Source organism: Curtobacterium sp. 1544, from assembly GCF_040544915.1.
GTDB lineage: Bacteria > Actinomycetota > Actinomycetes > Actinomycetales > Microbacteriaceae > Curtobacterium > Curtobacterium pusillum_C.
This window is the reverse complement of sequence record NZ_JBEPKX010000015.1, coordinates 24075-42360: the sequence shown is the minus strand read 5'-3', so window position 1 is coordinate 42360 and position 18286 is coordinate 24075. Positions and strand designations below refer to the sequence as shown.

The 18286-nt window shown below is 71.4% G+C and carries 19 protein-coding genes; 15 read left to right on the top strand and 4 right to left on the bottom strand.

All coding sequences use genetic code 11. The features are described 5' to 3' along the window. The first annotated feature begins 1 nt into the window (after nt 1). The 7 genes from ABIC61_RS10585 to ABIC61_RS10555 all read left to right on the top strand — a co-directional run bounded on the left by ABIC61_RS10585 (nt 2) and on the right by ABIC61_RS10555 (nt 5915). The gene (locus ABIC61_RS10585; protein WP_354029863.1) at nt 2-703 is read left to right on the top strand and encodes an alpha/beta fold hydrolase; all 702 of its coding nucleotides are present in this window, start codon (nt 2-4) and stop codon (nt 701-703) included. Nucleotides 704-1107: 404 nt separating this feature from the next. Further along, on the top strand, nt 1108-1344 hold the full coding sequence (gene rpmB, locus ABIC61_RS10580) for a 50S ribosomal protein L28 (RefSeq protein ID WP_022903747.1): 237 nt from the start codon (nt 1108-1110) through the stop codon (nt 1342-1344). Then, on the top strand, nt 1344-1514 hold the full coding sequence (rpmG, locus tag ABIC61_RS10575) for a 50S ribosomal protein L33 (RefSeq protein WP_022908193.1): 171 nt from the start codon (nt 1344-1346) through the stop codon (nt 1512-1514). The genes rpmB and rpmG overlap by 1 nt, the downstream gene beginning before the upstream one ends. A 2-nt stretch (nt 1515-1516) precedes the next feature. Beyond that, nucleotides 1517-1822, top strand: a complete 306-nt coding sequence (gene rpsN / locus ABIC61_RS10570; RefSeq protein WP_070417144.1) for a 30S ribosomal protein S14 — start codon at nt 1517-1519, stop codon at nt 1820-1822. A gap of 276 nt (nt 1823-2098) precedes the next feature. Then, nucleotides 2099-2386, top strand: a complete 288-nt coding sequence (locus ABIC61_RS10565) for an HU family DNA-binding protein (protein ID WP_071299873.1) — start codon at nt 2099-2101, stop codon at nt 2384-2386. Nucleotides 2387-2556: 170 nt separating this feature from the next. After that, a complete protein-coding gene (locus ABIC61_RS10560) occupies nt 2557-4605 on the top strand; it encodes a bifunctional copper resistance protein CopD/cytochrome c oxidase assembly protein (RefSeq protein WP_354029862.1) in 2049 nt (682 codons plus the stop codon). Further along, on the top strand, nt 4602-5915 hold the full coding sequence (locus tag ABIC61_RS10555; RefSeq protein ID WP_144756985.1) for an ATP-dependent DNA helicase: 1314 nt from the start codon (nt 4602-4604) through the stop codon (nt 5913-5915). The genes ABIC61_RS10560 and ABIC61_RS10555 overlap by 4 nt, the downstream gene beginning before the upstream one ends. 222 nt (nt 5916-6137) lie before the next feature. Here ABIC61_RS10555 and ABIC61_RS10550 read toward each other — a convergent pair whose 3' ends face one another. Further along, a complete protein-coding gene (locus ABIC61_RS10550; RefSeq protein ID WP_186322113.1) occupies nt 6138-6590 on the bottom strand; it encodes a DUF4383 domain-containing protein in 453 nt (150 codons plus the stop codon). 310 nt (nt 6591-6900) lie between these two features. On the opposite strand from ABIC61_RS10550, the gene ABIC61_RS10545 reads away from it, so the two are divergent. The 4 genes from ABIC61_RS10545 (at nt 6901) to ABIC61_RS10530 (ending at nt 12311) form a co-directional block, all read left to right on the top strand. Next, nucleotides 6901-7692 (top strand): phosphatase PAP2 family protein, encoded by a 792-nt coding sequence (locus ABIC61_RS10545; protein ID WP_354029861.1) that lies wholly within the window; start codon nt 6901-6903, stop codon nt 7690-7692. A gap of 194 nt (nt 7693-7886) precedes the next feature. Continuing rightward, nucleotides 7887-10160, top strand: a complete 2274-nt coding sequence (locus ABIC61_RS10540) for an Ig-like domain-containing protein (protein ID WP_354029860.1) — start codon at nt 7887-7889, stop codon at nt 10158-10160. Next, on the top strand, nt 10157-11083 hold the full coding sequence (locus tag ABIC61_RS10535; RefSeq protein ID WP_354029859.1) for a DUF4436 family protein: 927 nt from the start codon (nt 10157-10159) through the stop codon (nt 11081-11083). Before ABIC61_RS10540 ends, ABIC61_RS10535 begins: the two co-directional genes overlap by 4 nt. 88 nt (nt 11084-11171) lie before the next feature. Beyond that, entirely contained in the window at nt 11172-12311 is a 1140-nt protein-coding gene (locus ABIC61_RS10530) for a CE1758 family FMN-dependent luciferase-like monooxygenase (protein ID WP_144756994.1), read from the top strand. Between the two features lie 167 nt (nt 12312-12478). Here ABIC61_RS10530 and ABIC61_RS10525 read toward each other — a convergent pair whose 3' ends face one another. Then, nucleotides 12479-12850, bottom strand: a complete 372-nt coding sequence (locus ABIC61_RS10525) for a DMT family transporter (RefSeq protein ID WP_354029858.1) — start codon at nt 12848-12850, stop codon at nt 12479-12481. Nucleotide 12851: 1 nt separating this feature from the next. After that, nucleotides 12852-13166 (bottom strand): DMT family transporter, encoded by a 315-nt coding sequence (locus ABIC61_RS10520; protein WP_079237952.1) that lies wholly within the window; start codon nt 13164-13166, stop codon nt 12852-12854. A gap of 82 nt (nt 13167-13248) precedes the next feature. Between ABIC61_RS10520 and ABIC61_RS10515 the strand changes: the two genes are divergently transcribed. The 4 genes from ABIC61_RS10515 (at nt 13249) to ABIC61_RS10500 (ending at nt 17235) form a co-directional block, all read left to right on the top strand. Then, nucleotides 13249-13827, top strand: a complete 579-nt coding sequence (locus ABIC61_RS10515) for a TetR/AcrR family transcriptional regulator (protein ID WP_354029857.1) — start codon at nt 13249-13251, stop codon at nt 13825-13827. A gap of 211 nt (nt 13828-14038) precedes the next feature. After that, complete coding sequence (locus ABIC61_RS10510) at nt 14039-15064, top strand: permease (protein WP_354029856.1); 1026 nt, start codon at nt 14039-14041, stop codon at nt 15062-15064. Next, entirely contained in the window at nt 15051-15833 is a 783-nt protein-coding gene (locus tag ABIC61_RS10505; protein ID WP_354029855.1) for a TIGR03943 family putative permease subunit, read from the top strand. The genes ABIC61_RS10510 and ABIC61_RS10505 overlap by 14 nt, the downstream gene beginning before the upstream one ends. After that, nucleotides 15823-17235, top strand: coding sequence for a hypothetical protein (locus tag ABIC61_RS10500; protein WP_354029854.1), 1413 nt, complete (start codon nt 15823-15825; stop codon nt 17233-17235). The genes ABIC61_RS10505 and ABIC61_RS10500 overlap by 11 nt, the downstream gene beginning before the upstream one ends. Here ABIC61_RS10500 and ABIC61_RS10495 read toward each other — a convergent pair. Further along, nucleotides 17232-18191, bottom strand: a complete 960-nt coding sequence (locus tag ABIC61_RS10495) for an AraC family transcriptional regulator (protein ID WP_354029853.1) — start codon at nt 18189-18191, stop codon at nt 17232-17234. The genes ABIC61_RS10500 and ABIC61_RS10495 overlap by 4 nt on opposite strands. Nucleotides 18192-18286: the final 95 nt, after the last annotated feature.

Here is an 18286-nt window from a genome sequence, read left to right as displayed (position 1 = left end):
CATGCACGTGATCCTGGTTCCCGGATTCTGGCTCGACGCGAGCGCCTGGGACGAGGTGGCCCCGGTGCTCCGCGCCGCCGGTCACTCGGTCGAGGCGGTCACCCGCGACGGCGACACGCTCGACGAGCAGGTCGCCGCGCTGGTCGAGAAGCTCGACGACGTGGCCACCGCTGACGAACCCGTCGTGCTCGCCGGGCACTCCGGGGCGGGGCCGATCGCGTACATGGCAGCGGACCAGCGGCCCTCGCTCGTCGCGCACCTGCTGTACGTCGACACGTTCCCCGGACCGGAGGGTGGCTGCGTCAACGACGAACTGCCCGTGGTGGACGGCGTCGTGCCGCTGCCCTCGTGGGACGTGTGGGAGCCGGCGACCGTGCGGGGCATGACGCCTGAACTGCGGGAGGCCTTCGAGCACCGGGCGATCCCGGAGCCCGCGGCCGTGCCCTCGGACCGGTTCCACTACTCGGACGCCGCACGGCACACGATCCCGGCGACGGTGATCACGTGCGAGATCCCGGCGACGGACCTCGCGACGATGGTGGCCGACCACCAGACGTGGGCGGCGGAGCTCGTGGCGACCGAGGAGCTCTCGATCGTGGGGCTCGAGACGGGGCACTGGCCGATGTTCACGGCGCCGCGGGAGCTCGGCGAGCTCATGGTGCAGGCGTTGGCGCCCGCGCCGACGCAGGCGCCTGCGCGGTAGGGCGCGTCCCGGGCGGGCGTCCGCGCGTTCACTGAGCAGAAATCGTCGGGTGACCGCACGTGACCCGACGATTCCTGCTCACTGGACGTGCACGCCGGACGCGGGGCGTGCCTCCAGGCCGCCGACCTGGCATCGGCGGTTTGCGACACGCCCGGTCGTCGCGTACGCTTGACCCTTGGTTCTCCGCGTCCGCGCGGCGAGCCCAGTTGTTCCAAGCCCTCCGACCGTCGCGAACGCCGCGGTCGCGCGGTGCTCACGGCCCCTTCGACAGGGTCCGCGGGCCTGGGCGGCGCGCACAACCCCCTCGCTGACAGCCCGGTCGCAGACCGAGCGGCAGCGCGTGCGTGCCAGGCAAGTGAACTTGGGTGCGGCCGATCGGTCGCACGGTACCTCAGGAGGAAACCATGGCAGCAGTGTGCCAGGTGACCGGAGCCACCCCCGGCTTCGGACACAACATCTCGCACTCGCACCGCCGGACGAAGCGCCGCTTCGACCCGAACGTGCAGAAGAAGACGTACTACGTGCCCTCGCTTCGTCGTAACGTCACGCTCACGCTCAGCGCTAAGGGCATCAAGGTGATCGACGCACGCGGCATCGAGTCCGTCGTCAAGGATCTCCTCGCCCGTGGGGAGAAGATCTGATGGCCAAGAAGGGTCAGGACGTTCGTCCGATCATCAAGCTCCGCTCCACGGCGGGCACCGGGTTCACCTACGTGACCAAGAAGAACCGTCGCAACAACCCGGACCGTCTCGTGCTCAAGAAGTACGACCCGGTGATCCGCAAGCACGTCGACTTCCGTGAGGAGCGCTAAGCATGGCGAAGAAGAGCAAGATCGCGAAGAACAACCAGCGTGCCGAGATCATCGCGCGCTACGCCGAGCGTCGTCTCGAGCTGAAGAAGGCCCTCGTGGACCCGAACGGCTCCGACGAGTCGCGTGAGGCTGCTCGCGTCGGCCTGCAGAAGCTCCCGCGCGACGCGTCGCCGGTGCGCTACCGCAACCGCGACGCCATCGACGGCCGCCCCCGTGGCCACCTCGGTGAGTTCGGCATCAGCCGTGTCCGCTTCCGCGACATGGCCCACCGTGGCGAGCTGCCGGGCATCACGAAGAGCTCCTGGTAAGCACCAGCTTCCGCGAACGCCCCGTCACCCCAGTGGTGGCGGGGCGTTCGTGCTTTCGGGGGACATCTTCGTCACATCGGTCACTTCTGCCTCACTGGTACCCCGACAACCCCGGAAATCCGGGCGAGTCGGCGGGTTTCGTCCCAGGTGGCTGGTACGTTCGACTCCGGTTCCGCCGGGCAGCACGCCTGCGGTCCCGCGGCACGGGGCACCCGCTCCGGGCGCCGGACGAGAAGTCGTCCGACCGATACTGCAAGAAGTCCGAGGAGGACATCCATGGCTGACAAGTCACTGAACCGCACCGAGCTCGTCGCTGCCGTCGCGCAGGAGTCCGGCCAGAGCCAGGCCACCGTCAACGGCGTCGTCGACGCGCTCTTCTCCGTCGTCTCCGGCTCGGTTGCCGACGGCACCAAGGTCACGATCCCCGGTTGGATCGCCTTCGAGAAGACCCACCGCGCCGCGCGCACCGGCCGCAACCCGCAGACGGGTGAGGCCATCGAGATCGCCGCGAGCGACTCGGTCAAGGTCAGCGCCGGCTCGAAGCTGAAGGCTGCGGTCAAGTAGGACTGCTTCCGCGTTGGAAGGGACGGCTCCGGCCGTCCCTTTCGTCGTTCCCGGGGCCGCGGTGCCTGCGGCGCGTGGTCACCCATCCCCAGCCTGGAGGCACGGATCGCCGTCCACAGGTCGGCCCACTCGATTCCGTGGCCGGGTGGGGCAGCGCCTAGGCTTGACGGGTGAACCGGATCGCGCGCATCGCCGGCCCCGCCGTGCTGCTGCTCGTCGGGTTCGTCTCCCTGTTGGTCGCCCTCGTCATCGGGGGTGGGGCCAACGCTGCGCTCATCGCCGACCCGGGCACCGTGGTGCGCTTCGGCCTCCCGATCGCCCGGCTGGTCGTCGACCTCTCCGCCGCGGCCACGATCGGTGGCCTGGCGCTCGCGACCGTCGGGCTGTCGCGCACGGCTCCGGAGTGGAACCGGGCGATCGACGTCGCCGCCGGAGCCGCGGGCGTCTGGACGGTGGCCTCCGCCGTCACGACGTTCTTCACGTTCCTCAGCGTCGCGGGCTCCAAGGTCAGCCTCGACGAGCAGTTCGGCCAGTCGATGGGGGTGTTCCTCACCGGCACGGACCTCGGGCTCGCCTGGCTCGTGACCGTCCTCGTCGCGGCTGCCGTCACCGTGCTGTGCTTCGCCGTGCGCTCGCGGGGGATGGTCGCCCTGACCGCCGGCGTCTCGATGATCGGCCTCATCCCGCTCGCGCAGCAGGGGCACGCCGCGGGCACGGCCAGCCACGACGCCGCGGTCACCGCGCTGGGTCTGCACCTGGTGGGCGCCGCGCTCTGGGTCGGCGGACTCGTGATGCTCGTGCTGCTCCGCCCCGTGATCGACGCGGACCGCCTCGCCCTGGTCGTCGGGCGGTACTCGAGCATCGCCCTCGGCTGCTTCGTGCTCGTCGCCGTGTCCGGTGTCGCCTCCGCACAGATCCGCGTCGGGGCGCTCTCGAACCTGTTCACCCCGTACGGGGTGCTGGTGCTCGTGAAGATCGCGGCCATCGTGGCGATGGGCGTCCTCGGGGCCGTGCAGCGGCAGCGTGCCATCCGCTCCCTCACCGTCGCGCTAGACCGTCGGCGCCCGTTCTGGACGCTGATCGTCGTCGAGCTGGCCGTGATGGGGCTCGCGAGCGGGTTCGCCGCCGCACTCGGTCGCACGGCCACCCCGGTCGACCAGATCGCGCTGAGCAAGACCACGAACCCGTCGCCGGCCGAGCTGCTGACGGACGACACGCTGCCGCACGCACCCGGTGCCTGGGGCTGGCTGACGGCGTGGAACATCGACCTGTTCTGGCTGATGGCGGCCGTGCTCGTCGCCGCGACGTACGCCGCCGGGGTCCTGCGGCTCCGTCGGCGCGGGGAACACTGGCCCGTCCGCCGCACGGTGGCACTGGGCATCGCCCTCGTCTCGCTCGTCGTGGCGACGTCGGGTTCGCTGCACACCTACGACCGGTTCCTGGTGTCGGCGAACGTCGGCGCGCACCTGCTCTTCGGGCTCGTCGTGCCGACTCTGCTCTGGGCCGCCGCGCCCGTGCGGCTCGTCCGCGCGGCCGTGCACCCGCGTGACGACGACAGCACCGGTGTGCGCGAGTGGGCCGGGGTCCTGCTCGACAACGCCGCGGTGCGCTACCTCGTGCAGCCGTTCCCGGCGTTCGTGTTCCTCGCCGCCGTGTGGTGGGCGTTCTTCGTGACCGACGCGCTCCGGTGGTCCGTCAGCGACTCCACCGGGCGCACGGTGATCGACGTCGTGTTCCTGCTCGTCGGGCTTCTCGCGGTGCCGACCCTGCTCACGCCGATCGCGGCCGGTGCCCGACGCGCCTCAGTGCCCGCGGCACTCGTCCGGATCGCCGGTGCGGTCGTCGTCGCAGCGGGCCTGGTCTCGCTCGGCATCGCGATGCGCGGGCCGCTCGGGCTGCTGCAGGCGTCGTGGTTCGGCGCGATGGGCCGGACGTGGGGGCCAGACCCGCTCGTCGACCAGGCGCGCGCGGGTGCCCTGCTCGTGGTCGCCGGTGCCGTCGTGCTCGTGACCGTCGTCGTGGTGGTGCTCGTCCGCGTGCGGCGCGAGGCGGCTTCGCGCGCGCCCGCGTCCGCGTCCGCGTCCGACGGATTGCGCCCCGATGCGGACATCGCGCCCGCACACACCGGGGCGCGACGTCCGAACCGGGGCGCGAACGGGAGCGCGTCCGACGTACCGGACTTCGACGACAGCAGCGACGACTCCGCGGTGACCCGATGAGCGTCGAGCTGAGTGCCGAGCAGCGGGCGGTCTTCGAGTACATCGAGCACACCCGCGACCACGTGTTCATCACCGGGCGTGCGGGGACGGGCAAGTCGACGCTCCTCAACCACCTGTCGTGGAACACCGAGAAGCAGGTCGTGATCTGCGCGCCGACCGGTGTCGCCGCGCTGAACGTCGGCGGACAGACCATCCACTCGCTGTTCCGCCTGCCGATCGGTCTCATCGCGGACGCCGAGCTGCGACAGGGACCGGACACCCGGAAGCTCCTCAACACCATCGACACCCTCGTGATCGACGAGGTCTCGATGGTGAACGCCGACCTGCTCGACGCCATGGACCGCTCGCTCCGGAAGGCCCGCGGTCGGCAGTTCGAGGCGTTCGGCGGCGTGCAGGTCGTGATGTTCGGCGACCCGTACCAGTTGCCCCCGGTCCCGGGCGACGGCGACGAGCGCGCGTACTTCACCGACCACTACCGGTCGATGTGGTTCTTCGACGCGAAGGTGTGGCTCGAGGCCGAGCTGAACATCATCGAACTCGCGACCGTCCACCGCCAGCGGGACGACGCCTTCGCCGCGATGCTCACGGCCGTGCGGCACGGACGTGTCACGGCCGACGTCGCCGGCCAGCTCAACGCCGCCGGGGCACGACCCGCACCCGACGACGCGATCACCCTCGCGACCCGCAACGACACCGTGGCGCGCATCAACAAGGCCGCGCTCGACCGGCTGCCGGGCAAGGTGAAGACGGCGAAGGCGGACGTGAACGGCGACTTCGGCGGGCGGAACTTCCCCGCCGACGAAGCCCTTGAGCTCAAGCCCGGCGCGCACGTGATGTTCCTGCGCAACGACCCCGACCAGCGCTGGGTGAACGGCACCCTCGGCATCGTGCAGACGATCCGGGACACCGTGTGGGTCGACGTCGACGGGGAGTCCTTCGAGGTCCAGCCGTCGGTGTGGGAGAAGTTCAAGTACTCCTACGACCCGGACAAGAAGGAACTCAAGAAGGACACCGTGGGGGAGTTCCAGCAGTTCCCGTTGCGCCTGGCGTGGGCGGTGACGATCCACAAGTCGCAGGGCAGCACGTACGACCGGGCCGTGGTCGACCTGGGCAACCGGGTGTTCAGCGCTGGGCAGACGTACGTGGCGTTGTCGCGGCTGACCTCGCTCGAGGGGCTCTACCTGACCCGACCGCTGCGGCCGCAGGACATCATCGTGGACCTCGACGTCCGGCGCTTCATGTCCGAGGCACCGCGCGTGGTGGCGACGGAGCTCGAGGCACCGAAGGCCCCGGAGCCCGACGAGGCCTGACGCCCGCGCGCTCGCGCGCTCGCGCGCTCGCGCGCTCGCGAGGTCGCGCGAAGTGCCGCCCGAGCGCCGAGTGGGCGGCAGAACGTGCGACCTCGGCGGCGCGCACACGGCGAGTCGTGCGACCTCGGCGACCACGACGCCCGACACCCCACGCCCCGACGCCCGGACGCACGACGCCCCGCCGGCCACGTGGGCGGGCGGGGCGTTCGTGGACGCGAGGACTCAGGCGCGAGCGGCGTCCGCCCGGAGTGCGCGGAGGTTCTGCTTGTCGGCACCGAACGCCGTCAGGAGCAGGATGACACCGACGATCGCGTGGAACACGTTGTCCGTGGTGTTGAGCGCGAAGATGTTGGCCGAGGTGTTCACGAACACGAAGCCGTACACGGCGAGCACGACGAGCACGGCGCCGACCAGGATGTTGCCGTTGCGCGACCCGATCGTGTTGCCGAGACCCACGATGAGGAGCACGGCGGCCAGCATCACCCAGATCAGGGCGAGCGGCGGGTTGACGCCGAACGCGTTCCAGAGCATGCCGCCCTGGCGGCTGAAGAACCCGGGGTCGCCGTCGGCAGCGAAGAAGAAGCCGAGGATGCCCCACACGAAGAGGATCGCGCCGACCGTGAGCGCGAGTCCACGGTTCGGGGAAGCGGTGATGCTCGGTTCCTTGACTGCCACTTCGGTTTCCTCCTCGTACGCAGCCGACGCGCTGTACGTCGGTCCGGCGATGTGCGCCGGTGCGTTCACCCGCGCGAGCCCGATCGGTGCGTTCCCAGCCTCCGACCGGCGCTCCAACGGTATCGTGTCGGACCCCGACCGTCCGAATCGCACGCGCGTCGCCAGGCGCGTGACGAGGCCGACGACCAGCACCCCGAGGAGGACCAGTCCGGTGACGCGAACGCCCGAACGCAACGCACCTGCATCGCGTGGACCGAGTGTCTCGCGACGGTTGCGGTGGGGGCTGTTGGCGGCTCTGGGGTTCGTGATCGTGCCTCTCGTCTACGCGGCGGCGGTGTTGACGCCGGTGGGGCAGCGGGTCGAGGACGCCGCACTCGGCGGGGTCCGGGAGTCCGACCTGTTCGGGTCGGACACTGCGCTCAACGTCATCTCGGTGCCGGTGATCCTGTTGCTCCTGGTCGTGATCGCTGCCGTCGCGTTCGCTCGACGTCGGCTCGCGGTGGGGCTCGGAGCCGATGTCGTCGTGCTCGCGGCGGCGGCCACCTCGACGCTCGTCAAGCGTATCGCCGAGCGCCCGGAGATCGCCCAGTCGACGACCCCCAACTCGTTCCCCTCGGGCCACGCCACGATCGCCCTCGCGGCACTGTTCGCCGTGCTGATGGTGACCCCGCGGCGCTTCCGACCGATCGTCACCCTGATCGGTGCGGCGTACGCGGTGTTCGTCGCGAACCAGACCGTGGTCTACGGCTGGCACCGGGTGAGCGACATCATCGGAGCGTGCGCCATCGCACTCTTCTGGCTCGGGGTCGTCCGGGCGTTCGGGCCGAGCGTGGACCGCGGTGAGCGCGGCGACCGGGACGGACACCGGGGACCGCGCCGCGTCGTGACCGGGGTCCTCCTCGTGGCGACCGGGGTCACGTTCCTCGTGGGCGTCGCGGCGCTCGTGTACGGCGTGACGGGCGGTGCGCACGACCACGCAGCGATCCTCGTGGCGGGGCGGATGGCGTCGAGCGCGAGCGTGCTGGCGGTCGTGACGATCGTGTGGTTCGCGGACGGGATGCACCACGCGGCGCGCACCGACACCGAGGCCGTCCCCGCGTGAGCGTCACAGTTGCAATCGCACGCGCGAGGGTTACAGCCCTGTAACGCGTCCGGAACCCGGGCAGAACGACGACTAGCGTGGCCCGCGTCGGCGGACCAGGGACCCGCGGCGGACAGGGAACCATGCGGGTGCAGCACACCGTGGCGCGAGGTCGCCGAGTACGTGGGACGATCGCCGCTGCCCTGGGTCTGATCATGGTCGGTGTCGCTGCGCTCGTGCCGACGGCCGCCGCCTCGGCGATGGTCCAGGTCGGCGCGGCCCCCAGCGGAGTCCCCGGCAGCTCGGTGCAGGCGGTGGTGCAGAACCAGAACGCCGGCACCGGGACGTGGACGATCACGGCGCCGCCGAACACGACGATCACCTCGGCGCAGTCCGTTCCTGCTCCCGGTCTCGGGCCGTTCTCGTGCGCGCCGGCGAACGGTGGCCAGCAGGCCCTGTGCGGCTTCAGCACGTGGGGTCCGAACAACCAGGTCGCGATCACCATGACGATCGACCCAGCGGCGCCGCTCGGCGCGTTCACGGGATCGTCCGTGATCACACCGTTCGAAGCGGCAGCGCCGTACGCGATCACCGTCGTCGCCCCGCCGGCCCCCGCCGCCCCCGCGATCACCGCCCCGCCCGCCGGCGACGAGTCGATCGTGACCCAGCCGACGATCACCGGCACGAAGACCGCCGGTGCCGCGACCACGACCGGCACGACCCTGACGGCGACGCTCGACGGCGACCCGCTGTGCACCGTCGCTGCGAGCGCCGAGTCGACGTGGTCCTGTGCCCCGGCGGCACCGCTCGCCGTCGGCACCCACACGATCAGTGCGACCCAGACCGACCGGTTCGGCCAGATGTCGCCGGCTGCGACGAGCACGTTCACGGTCCTCGCCGAGGCCGGACTCGCGATCACGCAGACCGGCGGCACCCCGCTCTACGCCGGCTTCCCGGCCGTGCACACCGTCACCGTCCGGAACGCCGGCGACGGCGAGGCCCGGGGCGTCGTTTTCACCGCCGACACCGGCGGGCTCCAGGTCCCGGTGTGCGAGCTCGACGGCACGGCGTTCGACTGCGCGACCCTGGCGTCCGGCGTCCAGCTCGGCACGATGGCGTCCGGCGGCGAGCGGGTGTTCCGGCTGACCGTCGCAGCGCCCTCGGGGACCGCGCCCGGGACGTCGTTCCCGATCGCCACGAGGGCGTCGTCGTCGACCGACCCGGATTCGCCCGTCGACTCGAGCAGCACCCTCGTCACGTCCGCCCCGACCGCGCCGGTGATCACGGCGCCGGCGAACGGCTCGTCGATCGTCGCGCGTCGGGTCGGCGTCTTCGGCAACGGGGTCCTGCCCGGTGCGACGGTCGCCGTCCGGCAGGGCGACACCGTGCTGTGCACGGCCACCGGCATGGCGAGCACCGGGTTCTCGTGCACGCCCGACCGCACCTTCCCGCTCGGCGCGGTCACGCTGACGGCGACGCAGACCGTCGGCGGCATCGAGTCCGACGCCGGCAGCACCCGCTTCACGGTGCGCGCACCGGCCACCCCGCCTGGAGGCACGACTCCCGTCCCCGGCACCGGCGGCGGTTCCACGGGTGGGTCCGGCGGTACGGCCCCCGGCGGCTCCGGCAGTGACGGTTCCGGCGGCACCGGTGCCGGTGCCGGTGCCGGCAGCGGCCCCGGGAACGGCAGCGGCTCCGGCGCGAGCGGCGGGTCCGCCTCCGGGGACGCCGGCCAGCCGTCGTCGTCGGCACCGGCGACCCCGAGCACGCCGTCCAGACCCGTCCCCGGCGCCGGCAACGGCTCCGGCGACGGGTCAGGCGACGGCAGCGGCGACGGCGACGGCGACGGGGTGAACAGCGGCCCGATGGCGATGAACCTCCGCTTCGGGACCCAGCGCATCGTCCCCGGCACGGCCTCCGACATGCGCGGCACCCTCGGCCCGAACGCCTCCGGAGCGACGGTCGCGATCACCTTCCAGGCCCGGATGTCGACCGGCATGGTCTACCGCAACGTGAACGTCAAGGTGGACGACCAGCCGCTCGACTGCACCGTCGCCACGACCTCGTTCTCCTGCATGATCCCGCTCGACCCCGGGCAGCAGGCGGACGTCGACGTCCGCGTGTACGCCGACCCCGTGAACGCCCCGGACACCGCCGTGCAGCAGATCTCCCTCGCGTCGAACCGGGCGTCGCAGGCGAACGCGATCACCGTCACCACCGCGGTGGCGAAGGGCGAGACCGAGGCATCCCAGCTCGCCGACCAGATCACCACGTTCAACGTCACGGAGTTCCCCGGCGCGATGGTACCGCTCCTCGCGATGCTGCTCTTCGCGCTCGCCGCGACCGTCGCGGGTCGACGCGCCGCCTCCGGCCCCGCCGCAGGGGCGACCACGTCGCCGACCGGATCCGGTCCGCCGGAGCCGAGCCGTGCCTCCAGTCCGACCAGTCCCCGTCCCACCACCGATCCACCGTCCGGGAGCAACCGATGACGCAGACGACCGACGCACCCACCGAGAAGCGCCCCCGCAGGAACCCGGCGCCGATCATCCTGCTCGTCGCGGTGGTGCTCCTGGCGGTGTACTACGTCGTGATCGGGCTCTCCGGCGCGCTGAAGACCACGACCGCGGTGCCGGTGAGCGGGTCGAACAGCCCCACCGGGAACTACATGACCCTGCGGATGAGCGTGCAGGACGTCGACCTGTCGAACCGGGTGATGCAGGCGAACGTGCTGCCGATCCCGCACGGGATGTACGAGGGCGAGAAGGCCGGTGAGATATCGAAGCCGCTCCGCATCGAGGTCTCGAGCGGCGGCGTGACGACGAGCGTGGTGACGTTCCCGGGGCAGTCGGTGGTGGACGCGACCTCGCTGACGCTGACCCTGGACCGTGGCGACACCTCGTACCCGTTCGACCAGCCGTTCACGAACTTCCAACTGAGCGTGCAGAACGACGACACCAGCGCTGCCGTGCCGTTCGAGGTGGACATGTCGAACTCGGCGCGCCCGTGGGTGATGAACGCCGAGCGGAGTGCCGGTGAGCAGCAGGACGGTCGGACCCTCGTCCCGATGCAGATCGACGGACACCGCGACACCCTGAGCGTCGTGATCGTGTCGTTCTACATCCTCGCGATCCTGTTCACGACGCTGATGGCCGTCGTGACGATCGGTGCGGCGATCCTGCGGCGGAAGCTCGAGTTCGCGAACGTCATCTGGCTGAGCGCGACCCTGCTGTCGTTCCCGGCGCTCCGGTCGGCGATGCCGGGGGCGCCGCCGATCGGGACGACGCTCGACTTCGTGTTCCTGTTCCCGTGCCTGGCGCTCGTCGCGATCATGTTCGTGTGGACCGGCGCGTACATGCTCTGGCGGGAGTCGAAGGTGCTGCGCGGGCGGGTCCTGGAGGACGACGCGGCGTAGCGGCTCCTGGCGGGAATGCCGGCGGCTGCGCTACGTTGTACCCAGCAAGTCGATGCAAACGCATCGAATTCGCGGAAGGCGGCGCATCATGCAGTTCGGCATCTTCACGGTCAGTGACGTCACGACCGACCCCACCACCGGGCAGACCCCCGACGACACCCAGCGCGTCCGGGACATCCTGACGATCGCCGAGCACGCCGACCAGGCCGGCCTCGACGTCTTCGCCACCGGCGAGCACCACAACCCGCCGTTCGTGGCGTCGTCGCCGACCACCATGCTCGGCTACCTCGCGGGCCGGACGAAGCACATCACGCTCTCGACCTCGACGACCCTGATCACCACGAACGACCCGGTGCGCATCGCCGAGGAGTACGCGATGCTCCAGGTCATCTCCGACGGCCGGATGGACCTCATGATGGGCCGCGGCAACACCGGTCCCGTCTACCCGTGGTTCGGCCAGGACATCCGCCAGGGCGTCAACCTGGCGATCGAGAACTACGCACTCGTCCGCCAGCTCTGGGAGAACGACGTCGTCAACTGGCAAGGCAAGTTCCGTACGCCACTGCAGGGCTTCACGTCGACTCCGCGTCCGCTCGACGGCGTCCCGCCCTTCGTGTGGCACGGCTCCATCCGGACGCCGGAGATCGCCGAGCAGGCCGCCTACTACGGCGACGGCTTCTTCCACAACAACATCTTCTGGCCGATCGAGCACACCGCGCAGATGGTCGGGCTGTACCGGCAGCGCTTCGAGCACTACGGCCACGGGCGTGCCGACCAGGCGATCGTGGGCCTCGGTGGGCAGTTCTTCGCCCGGAAGAACTCGCAGGACGCGATCGACGAGTTCCGCCCGTACTTCGACAACGCGCCGGTGTACGGACACGGCCCCTCGATGGAGGACTTCACCCACCAGACTCCGCTCACCGTCGGCTCCCCGCAGCAGGTCATCGACCGGTACGCCGCGATGAAGGACAGCGTCGGGCACTACCAACGTCAGCTGTTCCTCGTCGACCACGCGGGGCTGCCGCTCAAGACGGTGCTCGAGCAGATCGACATCCTGGCCGAGGACATCGTGCCCGCGCTCCGCACGATCAACGACGAGGGGCGTCCGGCGGACGTGCCGTCGGACCCGCCGTCGCACGCGGCTCGTGCGGCCGCGGCGCTGGCCGCCGGCACGGCGGGCAGCGACCACGTCGCCGCCGAGGACGAGTGGACGGGCGCGTCGGTCTGACGCTCGCTGCGCTCACCATGCGAGGTGGGCGCGACCACCGACGGACTGGAGGCGCGGTGCGGGCTGGCACCGCGCCTCCAGTCCGTTCCGGGGTGCGTTGCGTCTGCCGTGCCACGAGACTCGGGCCGGGCGACGGTCCTCGGGTCTCGGGGCGCGAGTTCTGTCGCTCAGGCCGAGTCTCGGGCCGGGGCGGCCGGCGCGGCGGGCGCGGGAGTGACCGGGCGGGCGGGGACCAGCTTGAGGCCCACCACGCAGCCGACGATGCCGGCGATGAACAGCACGCGCAGCACCGTCACTGGCTCGGCGCCGGTCGCCATGCCCCACAGGACGGTCAGGGCAGCACCGGTCCCCGTCCACACCGCGTACGCCGTGCTGATCGGGATGTGCTTCAGGACGTAGCCGAACGCGACGAGGCTCACCACGATGGTGATCGCGAACACGATCGTCGGGCCGGGGACGGTGAAGCCGTCGCTCTCGCCGAGGGTGGTCGCCCACACGGTCTCGAGCGCGGCGCTGACGAACAGGACGATCCACGGCACCTCAGCTCACCACCTTGAGGCCGACGACGCAGGCGACGAGCCCGAGCACGAGGGCGATCCGGGCGACCGAGGCGGCCTCCTGCTTGCGGAGGATCGCGACGATCACCGTGAGCGATGCGCCGATGCCGACCCAGACGGCGTAGGCGGTGCCGACCGGGATCTCCTTCATCGCGAACGCCAGGCCGACCATGCTCAGCGCCATGCCTGCGACGAACACGATCGTCGGGACGACCTTTTTGAAGCCGTTCGAGGCGCCGAGGGCGGTGGCCCACACGGCCTCGAGGACGCCGGACAGGACGAGGATCACCCATGCCATGACGATCTCCTTCCATGAGTCGTACGAGTGTGCGAGTACGAGTACGAATTCGAAAGTAGCACAACTGTGCGAGTATGGGGGCGTGACCAGGAGCATCGACGTCGAGGAACGGCGCCGCACCGTGTCCGAAGCGGCGTGCCGCGTCCTCGCGCGGGACGGCCTCGGGGCCCTGAGCGTCCGGAACGTCGCCGCCGAGGCCGGGCTGCCGCCGAGCACCGTGCGCTACGTGTTCCCGACGCAGTCGAGCATGCGCGAGCACACCATCACGCTCGTGTTCGACCGCACGCGGGAGCGGATCGCGTCGATCGCGTCCGACATCTCGGGCCGTGACCGCGCGCACCGGATCGTCCTCGAGCTGCTGCCCCTCGACGAGGAGCGGGTCATCGAGCTCGACGTCTACCTCGCGCTCGGGAACGCGGCGCTGACCGACGCCGAGCTCCGGCCGGCACTCGACCGGGTCGTCGACGAGATGCGGGAGTGGAGCGAGGAGATCCTCGGGCTCGTCGGGGTGCCCGCCACCGATCGTGAGTACGAGGTCCGGCGGCTGCACGCGCTGATCGACGGGCTCGCGATGCACGTCGTGCGGCTCGCGCCGGGGGAGTCCGGCGACTGGGCGATCGAGGTGCTGGACCGGCACCTCGACGGGGTCGCCGCGGGCTGAGGTGGGTCGTTGCGGGCGTCGCGGGGCGCCCGAGGCCTCGCACGGTGCGAGGTCCCGTGGGCATGGTGCGAGGTCCCGTGCATGGTGCGAGGCTCGCGGCGTCCCACGGTGACCGGAACCTCGCACACTGCGCGCGCCTCGTACCGTGCGACGCGTCGCACCGTGCGCCGCGCCGCCCCGCGCGGCAACGTCCGTCGCCTATCCTTGCCCGGTGACGACGACCACCCGGCCGCCGCAGCGCGCTGACTCCCGATCGCGGGCCCTCACCGGCCCCGGGCTCGTGCTGCTCGCCGTCGTCGTGCTGCTCGGGATCCGCCTGCTGTCCCCGGCCGTCGGGACCGCGGGGTTGCCGAACGTCGTGCAGGACTTCCTCACCCTGGCGATCAGCGTCGTCGTCGAGTCCCTGCCGTTCGTGGTGCTCGGCATCGTGCTGTCCATCGTCGTCGAGGTCTGGGTGCCCGTCGGTGCGCTCGAGAAGGCCCTGCCGCAGCGCCCGATCCCGCGCCGGGCCGTGATCTCCCTGATCGGCATGCTCTTCCCGGTGTGCGAGTGCGGGAACGTGCCCCTCGCCCGGGGCCTGATGATGCGCGGGTTCACGCCGGCCGAGGCCGTCACGTTCCTCGTCGCCGCCCCGATCCTCAACCCGCTCGTGATCATCAGCACCGCGCAGGCGTTCGGCTGGTCCGGCTGGATCCTGCCCGTCCGCATCGTCGGCGGCTTCGTGATCGCCAACCTCGTCGGCTGGATCGTCGCCGCGCACCGCCGTCCGGCCGACCTGCTGCTGCCCGCGTTCGAGGCCCGCTGCCGTGCGGCGATCGGTGCCCCGCGGTCCCGGAACCGCTGGCGGGAGAGCGCCGCGCAGTTCGGTGGCGAGACCGCGACGATGATGCCCGCGCTGTTCGTCGGCGCCGGACTGGCCGCCGCGATCCAGGTGGCCGTGCCCCGGTCCACGCTCGTGTCGATCGGCGCGAACCCGGTGCTGTCCGTCGCTGCGATGATGCTCCTGGCGATGACGGTGTCGCTGTGCTCGAACGTGGACGCCTTCTTCGCGCTGTCGTTCGCGTCGACGTTCCTGCCCGGGTCGATCACCGCCTTCCTCATCATCGGGCCGATCATCGACGTGAAGATGATCGCCCTGCTCCGAACGACGTTCCGCGCACGCTTCCTGGTGCTGCTCGCCGTCGTCTGCGTCCTGTTCGCCGCGACCGTCGGGTTGGTGATGAATGTCCTCGTCTGAGTCGCGCCTGCCCGCGTACCTCGGCCTCGGGTCGGTGCTCGCGGTGGCGCTCTGCACGCTGTGGCTCGCCCTCGCCGGGCACCTCGACCTGTACATCAACCCGCGGTACTCGGTGTTCACGATCGTGCTCGCGGCCGTCGCGGTGCCCGCGTCGGTGGCCGGCCTGGTCGTCGTGGCGCGCGGGCACGAGCACCGTCACGACGACGAGGAACACGAGCAGCGGCCTGGAGGCGCGGGTCGCCTCACGCGGGTCATCCTGGGTGGGGTGGCGGCGCTCGTCACGATCGGGGTCACCGCCGCCATGCTCGTCCTGCCCCCGACGACCCTCTCCGCCCGCACCGCGCAACAGCGGAGCGTGGACTCGGCGACCCTGTCGAACGCCACCGGATCGGAAGCGGCGGTGTCCCTGCTCGGCAGTGGCTCCGTCGACACGTCGGAGTACGGCGTGAAGGACTGGGCCGCCCTCATCCGCCAGACCACGGACACCACGTCGCTCGTCGGCAAGCAGGTGCGGCTCTCCGGGTTCGTCGTGGCCGGGTCGGACGGTTCGTTCACGCTGACCCGGTTCGTGATCAGCTGCTGCGCCGTGGACGCCCAGCCCGTCGGGCTCGGGGTCGTCACGAACGGCACCGTCCCCGACGAGGACCAGTGGGTCACCGTCACGGGCGCGCTCGCCGCCAACCCTGACCAGTCGGCGGACGCCCGGATCGTCATCAAGGCAGCGACGGTCAAGAAGATCGCGCAGCCGAAGGACCCGTATGAGTACTGAGGCTGAGACGATGCAGCGCCGTCGGCCCCGGAACCGCTTCCGCCGCCGGCTCGTCGCCACGGTCCTGGTGTTCGTCGTCGTCGGCACGGCCGCCGCGGTCGTCGGCTCGCAGCAGGGACCCCGACTCCGCGACGTCTCGTACGACGCCTCCGGGCTGGTGTCCCGGCCGGCCCAGCGCGTGATCCTCACCGCGAACCAGGCACTGCAGCGGGTGTCCGCCGCCGACGTCCGGGTCAGCCCGGCGGCAGCGCACACCGTGACCTCGAGCGGGAACACGATCGCCGTGGAGTTCGCCGGACCACTGGCGTACGACCGCGACTACACGGTCACCGTCGCGGGCGTCCGCGCCCCCGGGCAGCGTGCGACCTCGGACCTCCGTGCCTCGATCCGAACGGGGAGTACCGACGTCCTCGCGCTCGTCCCGGGTGACGCCGGCGCGAAGGACCGCATCGTCCGCCGGTCCCTCGACGCCGGGGGCGCGACCACCGTGTACCAGGCGACCGGCATCACGGAGTACGTCCGCCTCGGCCGGTCGCTCGTCGTGGTGAGCGGGACGGACGCCGGGTCCTCCGTCGACATCGTGCCGCTCGCCGGCGGGGTGCAGGACGAGGACGCCCCCGTCGAGCACCTCACGTTGCCGACCGCCGAGGGCCGCGTCACCGCCCTGCACGCCGCGGACGACGGCGCCTCGTTCGGGTTCGAGTACGCCGACACCTCGACCGGGCAGTCCCGCAACGTCGGGCTGTACGTCGTCGACATGACCGGGACGCACCTGCCGACCGCGGTCGACGGGAGCGGCAAGCCGGTGACCGGGGCCGTCCCGATGACGGTCGCGCAGTGGGCGTACGTGCCGCGGACCGAGAGCGCCCTCGTCCGGACCGGCAGCGACGACCTCGTGCTCGTCGACATGAGCGGCCGGACGGACGCCGTCCGGCTCGGGAGCGCCACGTACCTGCACGGCTTCGTCGGCACCGGCACCACCGCCGTGGTCGAGACCGGGACCGGCATCGTGCGCCTCGACCTCACGGACGGCAAGCGCACGGCGTTGCAGGCCCCCGATGCCAGCACCGACGCCGCCTACCTCGGGCGCATCGCCCAGCTGACGGACGACAGCTACCTGCGGGTGGTGGGGGACGTGCGGTCGGACGGGACCATCTCGCAACGGATCGTGCGCGTGGAGGGGAGCCGCGCCTCCAGGCTGCCCGTGACCGTCCCCGAGGACGCGAGCGTCACCGCGGTCTGCCCGTCACCGAACGGGCAGTTCGTCGCCGTCGCGACGAAGTCGGCGACGAGCGAGCTCGTGAGCATCGTCGACGCCACCTCGGGAGCGCTCGAGGCGAGCATCGACGCGGGGTCCGTGGACTGGTGCGCGGCGTTGCCGTCGGGCGACGAGGTCGGCTAGCGCCGGAGCGTCACCTTCGGGTACTCGCCGAACCGGCGGAGGTACTCGCCCGAGAACCGACCCATGTGCGTGAAGCCCCAGCGCGCCGCGACGTCCGCGACCGCGACCTGGGCGGGGGAGGCGCGGAGCAGGTCCTCGTGGGCGCGGCGCAGCCGGACCTCGCGGAGGTACTGCATCGGCGACCGGTCGAGGGTCCGGTGGAAGGCCTCCTGCAGGCCGCGGACGCTGAGGTCGGCGACCCGGGCGAGGTCGGACACCGTCAACGGTTCGTGCGCGTGCGCGTGGATGTGCTCGACGGCGGTGCGGATCCGGGCGTTCCGGTGCTCGCCCCAGCCGATCGGTGCCACCTCTGCGCGGAACCGGTACATGTCGAGCAGCGCCCTGGTGGTCTCGCGCTGGGACTCGTGCCACGCGAGCGACTCCGAACCCTGCTCACGGAGGGCCCGGATCGATGACGCGACCGCGGTGCGCCACCGGGTCATCGACTCGGCCGTCGGGGTGGCGTTCCGGTCGAAGTCGACCGACCCGTCGACCAGGTACCGCTCGGACGCGACGTCGAGCACGAGCCCGCGGTCGAGGTGCACGAGCCGCTGGTCCCAGTTCGTGTAGTCGATGCTGAACCGCTGCTCGATCGGGAAGAGCGTCGGGACTCCCGGTCGCATCCGGACCTCGTCACGGCCGGCGTCGATCGCGGCAACGCCGTCGTCGATCCACTGGACCACGACCTCGCCCTCGACGGCCGCGTCGCCGCGGAGGGACCCGTGCATCTGCGACCGGCGGATGCTCATCCGGTCGTCGCCGACACCGACGTAGCGGTACCAGTACGAGCCGTCGGTGCGATCGGACCGCCACGAGCGGCCGGCGTACATGCCGGCGAGGTCGCTCACGGCGGCGTCCGTGTCGGTGCCCGCGACGGACACGAGGGGAGGGGTGCCCTCGTGGGCCGTGGTGGTCATGGGTCGAGTCTGTCGTGCGTGGCGCTGTCCCGCCTGCGTGGTGCGCGTGTCGGATGGCTCAGCGACCGTGCGACGGCGTCCCGCTTCGGGGCGAC